The organism is Caballeronia sp. SBC1, from assembly GCF_011493005.1.
Taxonomy (GTDB): Bacteria; Pseudomonadota; Gammaproteobacteria; order Burkholderiales; family Burkholderiaceae; genus Caballeronia.
The window spans coordinates 2,531,979-2,545,745 of record NZ_CP049156.1 but is presented as its reverse complement, the minus strand read 5'-3'; the positions used below and the strand labels follow the sequence as shown (position 1 = coordinate 2,545,745).

The window sequence follows — 13,767 nt, the reverse complement described above, 5'->3', positions numbered from 1 at the left end:
CCGTCATCAGGCAGGTTCCCCTAGTAAGGAACCTGTCGCATCAAACGCTTAGCGTCTCGCGTACTGCTGTGCGCCAAACAGCACTTCACGTTGTTTATCGGTGTTCAAATCCTTGCGAGCTGACGCAAGTACTTCAACGCCGCGAATAACCGCAGGCCGTGAAGCGATCTCATCAAACCACCGCTTCACGTTCGGGAATTCGTCCAGCTCAATCCCCTGGTTTTTCCAGGATCGCGTCCATGGAAACGTCGCGATATCAGCGATGGAATAGTCATTTCCGGCGAGAAACCGCGTCACACCCAATTGCTTGTCCATCACGCCATACAAGCGCTTGGCTTCATTCGAATAGCGATTAACCGCGTATTCGATCTTTTCAGGCGCGTAAATTCGGAAATGATGCGCCTGGCCGAGCATGGGTCCAATACCGCCCATCTGAAACATCAACCACTGCATGGTCGTGTATCGGCCAACAGGATCCAGGGGCAGAAACTTTCCCGTTTTCTCGGCGAGATAAAGCAGGATCGCGCCAGATTCAAAGAGCGCTAGCGGCTTGCCGCCAGGGCCATCGCTATCGACAATCGCGGGAATCTTGTTATTCGGGCTGATAGCCAGGAACTCGGGCGTGAATTGATCGCCCGCGCCAATATCGATGGGAATCGCTTTGTACTCGAGTCCGACTTCTTCCAGCATGATATGAATCTTGTGGCCGTTCGGCGTGGCCCAGCTATATACGTCGATCATTTTCGCTCCAGGTCCTGAATACGGGAAAGCGGCGACCTGTGCAATCATGGATCGCCGCCCAAAAACGCTGCCGAAAATTAGACCATAGTTCGCAGAAAGACGCTGAACACCGGTTCACGCGTACCGTGAAAGCTCCAGCTTGGCGATCGCGTTCCGATGCACTTCATCGGGCCCATCGGCAAGTCTCAACGTCCGGGCATGCGCGTAGGCGTAAGCCAGCGGAAAATCATCGGACACGCCGGCCCCGCCGTGCGCCTGAATCGCCCAGTCGATGATCTGGCACGCGATATTCGGCGCCACCACCTTGATCATCGCGATCTCGCCACGTGCGCCCTTATTGCCGACGGTATCCATCATGTAAGCCGCTTTCAGGGTGAGCAGGCGCGCCTGTTCGATCATGATGCGTGCCTCGGCAATACGCTCCAGCGTTACGCCGTGCGCAGCGATAGGCTTGCCGAAAGCCACCCGTTGCAGCGTGCGTTTCGACATCAGTTCGAGCGCGCGTTCAGCCAGTCCAATCAGCCGCATGCAGTGATGAATGCGGCCCGGTCCAAGACGTCCCTGTGCGATTTCAAAGCCGCGCCCTTCACCGAGCAACATGTTCGATACTGGCACGCGCACGTTATCGAGCGTGATATCCATGTGGCCGTGCGGTGCGTCGTCGTAGCCAAACACCGAGAGCGGTCGATGCACGGTAATGCCAGTCGCGTCCGAAGGAACGAGAATCATCGATTGCTGCTGATGTTTCGGCGCATCGGGATCGGTCTTGCCCATCACGATGTACACCTTGCAGCGCGGATCGCCGGCACCCGACGACCACCACTTGTGGCCGTTGATCACGTAGCTGTCGCCATCGCGCACAATGCTGCACTGAATATTCGTCGCGTCCGACGAAGCCACGTCCGGTTCGGTCATCAGGAATGCGGAACGGATTTCGCCTTGAAGCAGCGGTTCGAGCCATTGCAGCTTCTGCTGCTCGCTGCCATAACGTTCGATGGTCTCCATGTTGCCCGTGTCCGGCGCGCCGCAATTGAAGACTTCCGGCGCCCATGGCACGCGGCCCATGATCTCGCAGAGTGGCGCGTATTCCAGATTACTCAGACCGGCACCGCGTTCGGACTCTGGCAGGAACAGATTCCATAGACCGGCATCGCGGGCTTGTTGCTTCAGTTCTTCGATCAACTTCGTTGGAACCCATGCGTTGCCGTTTGCGCGATTAGCGGCGACTTCACTGTTGAACGCGCGCTCGTTCGGGTAGATGTGTTCATCGAAGAAATGGCTTAGCTTTTGGCGCAGTTCCTGCACTTTCGGCGTGTAATCGAAATTCATAGCGTCTCCTGTCGACCAGAGTTGGCGCTTCAGCGCTTACTCTGGTCCCATGAAAGATGTTGCTGATTGCTACTCTATTCACTGACCTTCTGCGCATACGACCACGCGAGTTCGGCCATGGGTTTCGCGCGCTTTCCGGCATCAACAGCCTGTGCGCTTGCCGCCGTGCCTTCGCTCACCCGCTTCATGATTCCTTGCAGGATCGCGGCAATGCGGAACATGTTGTAGGCGAGGTAGAAATTCCAGTCACCCTGAATCGCAAGGCCCGTTCGAGCGAGGTATTTCGCGACGTAATCGTCCTCATCGGGAATACCCAGCGCCGCCCAGTCGAGGCCGCCGATACCGCGAAATTGAGTAGGATCCACATGCCACGCCATGCAGTGGTAAGCGAAATCGGCGAGAGGATCGCCAAGCGTGGAAAGCTCCCAGTCGAGCACGGCAAGCACACGCGGTTCGGTTGGATGGAAGATCAGGTTGTCGAGCCGGAAGTCGCCGTGGACGATCGACACCCGTTCCGCCGGCGCGCCTTCCTCGCTGCGTGGAATATGCTTCGGCAGCCATGCGATCAACTTGGTCATCGCTTCGATAGGCTCGGTTTCCGACGCAACATATTGCTTGCTCCAGCGACCAATCTGACGCTCGAAATAGTTGCCAGGCTTGCCGTAGGTATCGAGGCCTACTTGTGCAATATCCACAGAATGGAGAGCCGCAATCACGCGATTCATCTCGTTGTAGATCGCCCCGCGTTCGGACGGTGCCATGCCCGGCAGCGCCTGATCCCACAACACGCGGCCTTCGATGAACTCCATCACATAGAACGCGCGTCCGATCACGCTCTCGTCCTCGCATAACGCGAACATTTTCGCGACGGGAACGTCAGTGCTGGCGAGTGCATCCATCACGCGATATTCACGTTCGATTGCGTGCGCGGATGGCAATAACTTCGCCGACGGCCCGGGCTTCGATCGCATCACGTAACTGCGCGCGGGCGTGATCAGCTTGAAGGTGGGATTCGACTGGCCGCCGGCAAACTGCTCGACACTAAGCGGTCCGGCAAAGCCTTCAACGTGCGTTTCGAGCCACGCTGATAACGCCGGAACATCGAATTGTTGCCGCTCGTTGACCGGGCGTGTTCCCTCGAATGCTGAAAAATCCTGTGGGGCGGGGGTATCGTGTGCAGCCATCGTTGTCTCCTCCGGTCTTGCGATTGTTGAGGCATCACGCGGCGTCGCGCCGTTCACGGCGCAGTAGTTCGGCGTGCAGGCCGCGTGCCCGCTATGACTTCATGATCGACTTAAAGCGCACGAACTGCGCGTACAGCAATTCCATGGTTGTGTTGCGTACCGCGGCGTGAAGCGGCGAGGGCGGCGAATGATTCAGCGCGCGGATCACCCAGTCGCCGGGTTTAGAGCCGACATCGAGCGCATTGATGCAGCCCGTGGTCTGCGAGAGATGGCCGAAAAACGTGCGGCCCCCGCTGGTGATCGCGTGCGATAACAGCGCACGATTGACGCCGCCGTGGAGCACGAGCAGCACCGTGTCCCACGATGCATCGTCGCGCAGGTTTTGCAGCGGCGGCAACACGCGATCAAGCAACTCGCCGATAGTCTCGCCACCCAGAAACGACGTTGTTTCAGGCACGATGCCATCGAATACGCTGAGAAACGCTCGCTCGACATCCTGGGCCGGCAGATCGGCCAGCCGGCCGCCGCGAATCTCTTGCCACTCCGGCCAGACGTCGATATCGATCTGCTGACCGGTTTCGGCCAACACGCGTTGTGCAGTCTCGATCGTACGCGGCAAGCCGCTTGCGATGACTTTATCGAAGCGAATCTGCTGCGCCTTGAACTCGCGTCCCGCCGCGCTTGCTTCCTCGCGGCCACGTTCATTGAGCGGCACGCCTTCCGGGTCGATGGCACGGCCGCTGGCATCGAAGTAAGTTACGTCGCCGTGGCGCATCAGGAAAATGCGGCGGCGTTTGGGCAATTCGTACGAGGTCGTCATTTGTAGTGCGGTGGCCGTTTTTCGAGGAATGCGTTGATGCCTTCGAGCGCGTTGCCGTTATGCAGGGCATCGACGAAACCATCGCGTTCGTCGTCAAGATGTTCCGCCAACGACTGCGTTTCGCCCGCTGCGATCAGCGTCTTGATCCGCGCGAGCGCTTTCGGCGCCATGCGACCCAGTTCGTCGGCCCACGCGATGGCGGCATCGAGCGCTGCGCCCGGTTTCGTCACGCGGTTCACGACACCAACGTCATACAACCGCGTGGCGCCAATCGGTTTCGCTTCAAGCAGGATTTCGGTGGCGAGCGCACGCGGCAGCGCGCGCGTGAGGAACCACGAGCCGCCGCCGTCAGGCGTGAGGCCCACGCGCGAGTACGACATCACGAACTTGGCGTCGTCAGCCGCGACCAGCAGATCGCATGCAAGCGCAAGCGAGAAACCCGCGCCCGCTGCGGCGCCTTCGACAGCCGCGATCACCGGTTTCGTCGATGACCGCAATGCGACGATCCACTCGCCGAGCATGTCGATGCTCGCGGCCTGCACCGAGGGATCCTTCGCGCGATTTTCGAGCAAGCGGTTCAGATTGCCGCCGGCGCAAAAGAAGTTATCGGCGCCGGTCAGCACGATTGCGCGCACCGACGTATCCCGTTCAGCCGTGTTCATCGCTTCAATGCCAGCCGTGTACATGTCCGGGTGCAGCGCGTTGCGCGCGCCCGGATTGGATAGCTTGAGAACGAGCGTGGTGTCGCTTTCGGCGGGCCGGACGGAGAGCAGTTCGGCGCTCATGCTGCGGCCTCGTCGAGGGTGAGCGACAAGCCGAGCTGCGCACGGCGCGCGAGCCACGGCGACGGACGATAACGCGGGTCGCCCAGCACGGCCTGCATGTTGCGCAGGATAGTGAGAATGGTGCTCGCGCCGAGCGCATCGCCCAGAGCGAGCGGGCCACGCGGATAACCCAGGCCGAGCGTCACGGCGAGGTCAATATCCGCGGGACTTGCAATGCGTTGCTGCGCGATATCGCAGCCAATGTTGACGATGGTCGCCACCACGCGTTGTGCGACAAACCCGGTCGAATCGCGGATCACGGTGACGGGGACGCCATCGAATGCGAAGAGCGCGTGCGCGGCGTCGCGGAATTCGGCGGTCGTGGCCGGCGTGGTCATGATCGTGCGGCGGGCGGCGTCGGCGAGCGGGAACAAGGTGTCGATAGCGACCGTGCGCGATGCGTCCAGTTTCTCCGCTACTGCAGCCGTGGTGGCATCGTGACCAAGCGGCGTGACAATGATCAGCGAATCCGGTGCTGGGGTGCCGCCGGTATCGATAGTGACAGCCGCTTCCATCTTCGCGATCAGCCGGAACACTTCTTCACGCGCGTGGGCGGATGCCCGGCTCACCCATACGCGACGCGGCAGCGCCGTCGGCGCGGGCGCTTCTTCTGGAGTTTGCTGCTTGCCGTCCACGTATTTATAAAACCCTTCACCCACCTTGCGTCCGATCAACCCGCCGGCGAGTCGCGTACCGGTGATAGGCGACGGCGTGAAGCGCGGTTCCTCATAGAACTGGTGATAGATCGATTCCATTACCGGATGCGAGACGTCGAGCGCCGTCAGGTCGAGCAACTCGAACGGCCCGAGCCGGAAGCCGGCTTGTTCGCGCATGATCCGGTCGATATCCGCGAAACTCGCCACGCCTTCGCTCGCAATCCGCAAACCCTCGGTGTTCATGCCGCGTCCGGCATGATTCACGATGAAACCGGGCATGTCCTTCGCGCGCACGGCCGTATGGCCCATCTGGCGGCCGAGCGCCATCAGCGCGTCGCCGGCAGCGGGGTCTCCGCGCAAGCCGTCGATCACTTCGACCACTTTCATCAGCGGCACGGGGTTGAAGAAGTGCAGGCCGACCACGCGCTCCGGCTTCGCACAGCCCGCGGCAATGGCCGTAATGGACAGCGACGACGTGTTAGACGCCAGGATGCAATTCTCGCCGACTACGCCTTCGAGTTCGCGGAACAACTCCCGTTTGACGTCCAGCTTTTCCACGATGGCTTCCACCACCACATCGCAATCCGCCAAGTCGCCAATTGCTCCGGCCGCATGAATGCGCGCCAGCGCGGCGTGCGCATCGGCTTCATTCAGCTTGCCTTTTGCGGAAAGTTTGGTCAGGGTATCGGCGAGATACTCGCGTGCAGCCGTGATGGCTTGCTGATTGGTGTCATACAGACGCACGGTCAGGCCGCCCAGCGCCGCAATCTGCGCGATGCCGCGTCCCATCGCGCCACTGCCGACAATGCCTAAGGTCCGAATCTCTGTGTCGCGAAAACTCATGGCGTGTCTCACTCCTTATTTGCTAGATTAGCACGATCGTACTGTTTGTGAGGTGGCCCTGAAGGCCGCCGATTGCCTGCTTTGCTTTAAAACGAAAGATGTCCAGGAGACTCAAGATGCTCAAGCTGTATGGTTTTCCGCTGTCCAACTACGTGAACAAGGTGAAGTTCGTGCTGCTCGAACACGGCATCCCGTTCGAGGAAATACGTGCGAATTTCGGCCAGGACGAAGCTACGCTTGCGCTCTCGCCGCTTGGCAAGGTTCCGTATGTGGAGACCGAGGCCGGAGCGCTGTGCGAGTCGCAGGTGATCGTTGAATATCTGGCGAGCGCTTATCCGAAGAAGCCCATTTTTTCCGCCGATCCGTTCTCGGCCGCCAAGGAGCGCGAGATGATCGCGGTCCTTGAGACCCACCTGGAACTGCCTGCCCGCGAGCTCTACAAGCAGGCGTTTTTTGGCGGCACAGTGACTGAGTACACCAAGGTGCGCGCGGAAAAACGCCTCCGGCATGGCATCGCAGGATTCAAGCGGATTGCGAGGTTCGAACCGTACGTGCTCGGCACGACCTTCAGTATCGCCGATGTGAGTGCATTCGTGAATTTGCCGCTGATCGGGCTGACCACGAAAGCGATTTATGGAGGGGATTTCCTGCTGGAAGCGGGGATTGACTGGAAGACGCACAACAAGCTGGTAGGCGAGCGGCCGGCCGCGCAGAAAGTCACGGCGGACCGGCTCGCCTTCGTGGACGCGCAGAAAAAAACGCTGCCGACGATCTAGTCTTTAAAGGCTGGCGAGACGTTCGAGCGCGGTGCGCAGCGTCTCTTCCTTTTTCGCGAAGCAAAAGCGCACGACGCCCGATTCGTGGCTCTCGTGATAAAACGCCGACACAGGAATGGCCGCGACGCCAATCTCGCTCGTGAGCCATTGCGAGAACTCGGCTTCTGGCAGGTCGCTGATGGCCGAGTAGTCGACGCACTGGAAATACGTGCCATCGCAAGGCAGCAGTTTGAAGCGCGAGTTGGCGAGGCCTTCGCGGAAAAAGTCGCGTTTCTGCTGATAAAAAGCGGGTAATTCGAGATACGGCGCGGGGTCTTTCAGGTATTCCGCAATGCCGACCTGCATCGGCGTATTCACGGTGAAGACGTTGAACTGGTGGACCTTGCGGAATTCCGCGGTGAGCGCGGCGGGCGCGGCGACGTAACCGATCTTCCAGCCCGTCACGTGAAAGGTCTTGCCGAAACTCGACACCACGAAACTGCGCGCGGCCAGGTCCTGATATCGGCACACGCTTTCGTGCGGAGCGCCGTCGAAGACCATGTGTTCGTACACTTCGTCGGAAAGAATCAGCACATCGGTGCCACGCAGGATCTCGTCGAGCTTCTGCATGTCGGCGGCGCGCCAGACGCGACCGGTAGGGTTGTGCGGCGAATTGATGATCAGCAGGCGCGTCTTCGGCGTGATTGCGGCGGCGATCTTGTCGAAGGGCAGCGCGTAATCGGGCGCTTCCAACGATACAAACACCGGTTTGCCGCCCGCCAGTTCGATGGCGGGCACGTAGCAGTCGTACATCGGCTCGATCACGATGACGTCATCGCCCGGGTGCACGCAGCACAAAATAGCGGTCAGGATGGCCTGAGTCGCGCCGGCCGTGACGGTGATCTCGCGCTCGGCGTCGTAGGGGCGGCCGTAAAGCCGCTCAATCTTCTCGCTGATAGCGTGTCGCAGCGAAGCAGCGCCGGCCATCGGCGGATACTGGTTGTGGCCATCGCGCATGGCGTTCGATACGGCGTCCACGATGCGCGGATCGCAGGCGAAATCCGGAAAGCCCTGGCCTAGATTGACTGCGCCGTTCTGGGTCGCGAGCGCGCTCATGACCGTGAAAATGGTCGTGCCGACGTTCGGCAGGCGCGAGGCAATGGCGGGAACCGCGGGCGAATACGGAAGGTCGTGCGAGGCGTTCATGGTGTGGGCGATCGGCTGCGCTAAAGGGAAATGTGTCCTATTTTAAACGTCGATGGCATTTGTTTCTTCACAAGCCTCAATGTGCGCTTCGAAGCTGGCCACGAACGGCGCCGGCTGGGCGATTCGAAACCCGAAGTCGCGCGCCGTGCGTTTCGCGAGCTTAAGCACCGCACGATCCTTCGAGACCAGCCAGTCCGCCTTGCTCGCGTGAGCCAGCTCAATAAACTTCTGGTCGTCGCGATCGCGGCACTTCGGCAACGGCGCTGCGTCGGCGGGCGGCGGTTCGGGCGCAACAAGTTGTGATAGCCGCGCGACCGTTTCGAGCGCTTCGGACTTATTCACGGCGAAGCGCACGAATTGCGGATAGTCCAGCACATACGTCAGTTCTTTGAGGCAGCGCGAATCGATCAGCGCTTCCAGCGTACCGGCTTCAAGCGCGGCGCGGATTGGACGCGTGATGGGGTCGTCGAACACCAGGATATCGATCCAGACATTCGAATCCAGCACGGCGCGCAGCACGGGTGATTTTTTCATTCGATACAATCGAGGGTTTCCGTCTTCATCGTTGGCAGCATGCCGGCGAGCCCCTATGATAATCGTTCTATCGCCGGCCAAATCGCTCGACTACGAGACCCCGCCTCACGTCGCCAAGCACACGTTGCCCGAATTCGCCGCCGATTCCGCTGAATTGATCGACGCCTTGCGCAAGCTCTCGCCACAGGAAATCGGCAGCCTCATGCATATCTCCGATCCGCTCGCGCGACTCAATTTCCAGCGCTACGCGGACTGGTCGCCGACCTTTGGCACGCATAATTCGAAGCAGGCCATGCTGGCGTTCAACGGCGACGTCTACGAGGGTTTTGACGCAAAGTCGATGCACGCCGCGGATCTCGACTACGCGCAAACTCATGTGCGCGTGCTGTCGGGACTCTACGGATTGCTGCGGCCGCTGGATCTGTTGCAACCGTATCGGCTGGAAATGGGCACGAAGTTCGCCAACACGCGCGGCAAGGATTTGTATGCGTTTTGGGGCGATCGCATCACGGCGGCCCTGAACGTACAGATGAAAAAACAGAAGGGCGCGCGCGTGTTGGTGAACTGCGCGTCCAACGAGTATTTCAAGTCGGTGCAGCCGAAGCGCCTGGACGCGCCGGTGATATCACCGGTCTTCCAGGACTGGAAGAATGGCCAGTACAAGATCATCAGTTTTCACGCTAAACGCGCACGCGGCCTGATGGCGCGATTTGCGGTGCAGCATCGGATTGACGAGCCGGAAGGACTGAAGGCTTTCGAGACCGAAGGTTATGCCTTCGATAAAAAGGCATCGACTGAAACGAGCTATGTGTATCGCCGGCGGCTGGGTCTTTGAGCGCAACGCTTAAGCACTGATTACGCACTATTAAGGAAGCTTCATGAGCATTTCAATCACGAGTCAATTCGATGCAGGCGCGATAGACGTCGTGTCTGCCGACGATCCCGCAGCCATTCGCCTGCGTGTGCGTCCGGACAGTCACGCCGACTTCGCGCAGTGGTTTTACTTCCGCGTCTCGGGCGCGCGCGACGAGCCGCTCACCATGACCTTCGAGAACGCCGCTGACTGTGCGTTCGCCGATGGCTGGCGCGAGTATCGGGCGGTGGCGAGCTACGACCGGATCAACTGGTTTCGCGTACCCACACGTTATGACGGCCGTGTACTGACCATCGAGCACACGCCCGATTTCGACGCCATCTATTACGCCTATTTCGAGCCGTATAGTGAAGAGCGCCATGCGGGTTTCCTCGGCGCCGTGCAGCAGATGCCCCACGCGACCCTGACGGAAATCGGCCAGACGGTACAAGGTCGGCCGATGACACTAGTGTCGCTCGGGTTGACCGAAGAGACCGAGCGCCCGGTGAAGCCGAAGAAGAACGTGTGGATCATCGCGCGTCAGCATCCCGGCGAGACCATGGCCGAGTGGTTCGTGGAAGGGCTGATCAAACGGCTGGCGGGTTGGGGCGACTGGGCGGGCGACCCTGTCGCGCGTTTGATCTTTGATCACGCCGTGTTCCATATCGTGCCGAACATGAATCCCGATGGCAGCGTCCTCGGCAATCTGCGCACGAACGCCGCGGGTGCTAACTTGAATCGCGAATGGATGGAACCCGACGCTGCGCGCAGTCCTGAAGTGCTGGCCGTGCGCAACGCCATTCACGCGCTGGGCTGCGATCTTTTCTTCGATATCCACGGCGACGAAGCGCTGCCTTATGTTTTCGTGGCCGGCTCGGAGATGCTGCCCGGCTTTACCGAAAAACAGGCGCAGGAACAGAAGGCGTTCATCGAATGCTTCAAGCAGGCGAGTCCGGATTTTCAGGACGTGTACGGCTATGAAGCGAGCAAGTACCAGACGGACGCGTTAAAGCTGGCGTCTAAATATGTGGGCAATGAGTTCGGCTGTTTGTCGCTGACGCTTGAGATGCCGTTCAAGGACAACGCGAATCTGCCGGACGAGCGGGTTGGATGGAACGGCGAACGCAGCGCTGCGCTGGGGGCGTCGATGCTTCAGGCTATCCTGCGGCATTTGCAGGCGTTCTGAGCCTGGCGAGCGGAGTGAAGTGAGCGGCGGTGAACGCATGCGATGCGGGTGCGTTCCGAAGGACCTGTATCGAAAGGGCGTGATCGCTGGACGGCGATCACGCCCTTTTGTTTTGGCGTTCGAGCTTCAGAGGGCGCCTCAGAGGACTATGACGCGGAGGACGGCCGCTCAGAGGACGGTGAGTCAGAGGACGGTGACTCAGTGCTTCTTTTTGCTCGTCGACTTTTTCGTTGCCTTGCCGCCGGCCGATTTTGTTTTCGAGCTCGTCTTGCCTTTACCTGTACCTTTGCCCTTGACCGCGCCATGCCGGCCTTTTGCGCCGTGGCTCGATCTGGGTTCGGCGCGTGGTCTGGCCGACGGCACGGGATCATTCCAGCCGAACGCCAGCATCTGGCTGCCTACGTAGCCGCAGCGGAACTTCAGCGTGGTAGGGCTGGAGTCACCGTCCTTGGTGACCCCAAGGCCCTCCACCGTCACAATGTTGTCCACCTTGATGCGTTGCTTGTGTTCGTCGAATGCGTCGTTCCAAGGGACGATGCTGCCATGAGCGGAATCGAAGGAACTGGCTGGAAACTCCACGTGGTCGAATGCCGTCGACGTACTCGCCACGAAACTTCCGTGTGCGGCGCAGTCGGCCACCAGGGGATTGGCGTTGAAGTCGGTGACGAAGTGATTGACGAGCTCGTTGCGTTCGTCGAGCGTATCGGCGAACGCGGTGGCGCTGCATGCGGCCGACGCGAGCGTCGCTATTGATGCAATTGCCACCAGCCGGCCGACCAGCCGAAGCAGTCGACGCGGTACTTGAATACTATCCATCGGGTTCTGCACTAAAGAGACAACAGGCACGTAAGATGCCCGACAGTGAGTGGGAGTTCCATCTTATATTAAATTCTTTCACGAACCGCCAACAATGTCCGGCCTCGACACAGGTTCTGCCGTGGACTTTGATGCGGGACAAGGTGCGGAATTGATGCGACGTTCAGACGCGCGGCCCACGATCCAGCCGATAACGCCGGACGTCGAACGTAGTGATCCAGGTAGGTCGGTAGACGGTGATCAGGATGGTGAACACGCCGGTGAACAAGGCCTCGCCTGCTACGAGCAGGGAGGCCGCGAGCGTAAATCCAGCCGGGATAATAAGTTCGCCATTGGCAAGCACGATTTGCAGCAGCAGTCCTGCCGAGCAGGCTGTTGCGACGGCGCATGCCGACGTCAGGAACCCGTGACCGAGGATGAAAACGAAGAGACTTCGCGGAATCCACGCCTGGATAGCTTTCTGTAGAAGCGACGATACGGCGACGGGCAATGCCCCGAACAATATGAAGGTCACGGGAACGCCGGGCCATGAGGCATCCAGCACGACGGCCGCCAGGCCGGTTGTCACGGCCATGCCGACCATCGCGAGTTGCCAGTCGAACAGTGTGACCATCAGTGTTGCGCCCAGCAGATGAATGGCGGGACCGTCTTCGAACCAGGTATTGCACGCCCACAGTACCGTCACCGCGACGACAATGCCGAACCAGACGTGCTGAAGGGTCCCATCTTGCAACCGTCGAAACGGGTTCTTCCAGATCGCAAGCGCGAGCACACCCGCAGTGACAATCCAGCCACCTATTGCGAGCCAAAACGGAAGAGGTGTGTAGAAGAAACCCATAAATCTTATATTACTCGTTTGCGCCGGAAAACGTGTGCATTGACTGTGCCAGCGGAGATTTTCCAACACGCAACGCGTCAAGTTACGTGTTGCGTGTTGACTGTGAAATAGCCGTGTTCAGTCGCCGAAGCGGGGTTGGGGTTGAGCGGCCATTGGCAGCAAGTGGTCTTCTATTTCCGGACGCGGCGCGTACGTCAGCAAAGCGGCCGCTCGCAGTGGCACCGGACCGGCGTCGCCGAGCGCGGGCCGCGGCGACGCGTCAGCCTCGCGCTTCAGGACCTCAAGATAGCCATTCTGCCAGCCGTTATAAATAGCAACGGCCGCTGCGCGATTCGGTGCACCGAGTTGCTGGAAGATGCTGCCCATGTGAATTTTTACCGTGCCCTCGCTGATTCCAAGTGTCTTCGCGATGACCTTGTTCGTGCTGCCCATGTGGACGCACCGCATGATTTGTTGTTGGCGCAATGACAACGTGTTGAACCGTCGCGAGCCCTTTCGGAACTCTTTCGGCTCGGTGTCGCGACGTGGCAGGAAAACGGGCTCGAGCGTGGGGTCAAGCGCGCACGCAGGGACGTAATGACCACCCAGCAGAACCATTTCAAGCGCGCGGACAATCAATGTGGGATCGAGATCGCGTGGCACGACACCGAGCACGCCCGCGCTGAGAAGCATGCGGACCTTCGCGGTTGATGCTTCGTCCACGATGATTGCCGCAGGGATCCGGGGGAAGGCGTTCAGCAGCGTGCGCAGATCTGCCATGCGCATGGCGTCGTGCCAGTCGATCACGATCATGTCCGGGTCAAGCCGCAGGACCGCGCTTGCCGCCTGCCGCCAGTCTTTCGCTTCGTTGAAACGCGCGCGCCGGTCGATATGCCTTAAAAGCGCCTTCAAACCTTCGCGACGCTCGGCTTCGGAGTTGACTATGGTGAATTTCATGCGTGCCTCGTTGTTATATGGGTTCGGCGCGATGCCCGCTTCCGGGCGGGCGATATGCGGCTGAACCGATAATGACCAATCGCGGCCGAAATTGCGCCCTGACCGAATGGCATAGGCATTACGCACAAAATCGCGGTCTGTGTTTCGCCTGGTGGTTGATTTGGCGAATTAATTTCTGCTCAGGGCAGCTTTGCTAGGAGGAGTCTCAAATGTTCGCTGTCGAAGTTGGGATGCATCTCAAATGGG

The 13,767-nt window shown here is 59.8% G+C and carries 14 protein-coding genes; 3 read left to right on the top strand and 11 right to left on the bottom strand.

Annotated features, from left to right (window positions below):
- Positions 1-48: 48 nt before the first annotated feature.
- The 6 genes from SBC1_RS11165 to SBC1_RS11140 form a co-directional block, all read right to left on the bottom strand.
- The gene (locus tag SBC1_RS11165; RefSeq protein WP_165092040.1) at positions 49-741 is read right to left on the bottom strand and encodes a glutathione binding-like protein; all 693 of its coding nucleotides are present in this window, start codon (positions 739-741) and stop codon (positions 49-51) included.
- Positions 742-855: 114 nt separating this feature from the next.
- Complete coding sequence (locus tag SBC1_RS11160; RefSeq protein ID WP_165092039.1) at positions 856-2,070, bottom strand: acyl-CoA dehydrogenase; 1,215 nt, start codon at positions 2,068-2,070, stop codon at positions 856-858.
- Positions 2,071-2,144: 74 nt separating this feature from the next.
- The gene (locus SBC1_RS11155; RefSeq protein ID WP_165987627.1) at positions 2,145-3,254 is read right to left on the bottom strand and encodes a phosphotransferase; all 1,110 of its coding nucleotides are present in this window, start codon (positions 3,252-3,254) and stop codon (positions 2,145-2,147) included.
- 91 nt (positions 3,255-3,345) lie between these two features.
- Positions 3,346-4,074, bottom strand: coding sequence for a histidine phosphatase family protein (locus SBC1_RS11150; protein ID WP_165092037.1), 729 nt, complete (start codon positions 4,072-4,074; stop codon positions 3,346-3,348).
- Positions 4,071-4,859: an oxepin-CoA hydrolase, alternative type gene (locus SBC1_RS11145; RefSeq protein WP_165987625.1), complete on the bottom strand. Its 789-nt coding sequence runs from the start codon at positions 4,857-4,859 to the stop codon at positions 4,071-4,073. Before SBC1_RS11145 ends, SBC1_RS11150 begins: the two co-directional genes overlap by 4 nt.
- Complete coding sequence (locus SBC1_RS11140; protein WP_165092035.1) at positions 4,856-6,397, bottom strand: 3-hydroxyacyl-CoA dehydrogenase; 1,542 nt, start codon at positions 6,395-6,397, stop codon at positions 4,856-4,858. Before SBC1_RS11140 ends, SBC1_RS11145 begins: the two co-directional genes overlap by 4 nt.
- 116 nt (positions 6,398-6,513) lie before the next feature.
- Here SBC1_RS11140 and SBC1_RS11135 point away from each other — a divergent pair, with 116 nt between their 5' ends.
- Positions 6,514-7,173, top strand: a complete 660-nt coding sequence (locus tag SBC1_RS11135) for a glutathione S-transferase family protein (protein WP_165987624.1) — start codon at positions 6,514-6,516, stop codon at positions 7,171-7,173.
- Positions 7,174-7,176: 3 nt separating this feature from the next.
- On the opposite strand, the gene SBC1_RS11130 is transcribed toward SBC1_RS11135, so the two are convergent.
- Together SBC1_RS11130 and SBC1_RS11125 are read right to left on the bottom strand one after the other, a co-directional pair.
- Positions 7,177-8,358: a pyridoxal phosphate-dependent aminotransferase gene (locus tag SBC1_RS11130; protein ID WP_165092033.1), complete on the bottom strand. Its 1,182-nt coding sequence runs from the start codon at positions 8,356-8,358 to the stop codon at positions 7,177-7,179.
- Positions 8,359-8,400: 42 nt separating this feature from the next.
- Positions 8,401-8,892 (bottom strand): putative toxin-antitoxin system toxin component, PIN family, encoded by a 492-nt coding sequence (locus tag SBC1_RS11125; protein WP_165092032.1) that lies wholly within the window; start codon positions 8,890-8,892, stop codon positions 8,401-8,403.
- 55 nt (positions 8,893-8,947) lie between these two features.
- On the opposite strand from SBC1_RS11125, the gene yaaA reads away from it, so the two are divergent.
- Positions 8,948-9,727: a peroxide stress protein YaaA gene (yaaA, locus tag SBC1_RS11120; RefSeq protein ID WP_165092031.1), complete on the top strand. Its 780-nt coding sequence runs from the start codon at positions 8,948-8,950 to the stop codon at positions 9,725-9,727.
- Between the two features lie 43 nt (positions 9,728-9,770).
- Positions 9,771-10,931, top strand: a complete 1,161-nt coding sequence (locus SBC1_RS11115) for a M14-type cytosolic carboxypeptidase (protein ID WP_165987622.1) — start codon at positions 9,771-9,773, stop codon at positions 10,929-10,931.
- A 198-nt stretch (positions 10,932-11,129) separates the two neighbouring features.
- On the opposite strand, the gene SBC1_RS11110 is transcribed toward SBC1_RS11115, so the two are convergent.
- The 3 genes from SBC1_RS11110 to SBC1_RS11100 all read right to left on the bottom strand — a co-directional run bounded on the left by SBC1_RS11110 (position 11,130) and on the right by SBC1_RS11100 (position 13,521).
- Positions 11,130-11,747 carry a BspC domain-containing protein gene (locus tag SBC1_RS11110; protein ID WP_165092029.1) on the bottom strand — a complete coding sequence of 206 codons (618 nt, stop codon included), beginning with the start codon at positions 11,745-11,747 and terminating at the stop codon, positions 11,130-11,132.
- 163 nt (positions 11,748-11,910) lie between these two features.
- The gene (locus SBC1_RS11105) at positions 11,911-12,585 is read right to left on the bottom strand and encodes a hypothetical protein (protein ID WP_165092028.1); all 675 of its coding nucleotides are present in this window, start codon (positions 12,583-12,585) and stop codon (positions 11,911-11,913) included.
- 117 nt (positions 12,586-12,702) lie between these two features.
- Entirely contained in the window at positions 12,703-13,521 is an 819-nt protein-coding gene (locus SBC1_RS11100) for a response regulator transcription factor (RefSeq protein WP_165987620.1), read from the bottom strand.
- Positions 13,522-13,767: the final 246 nt, after the last annotated feature.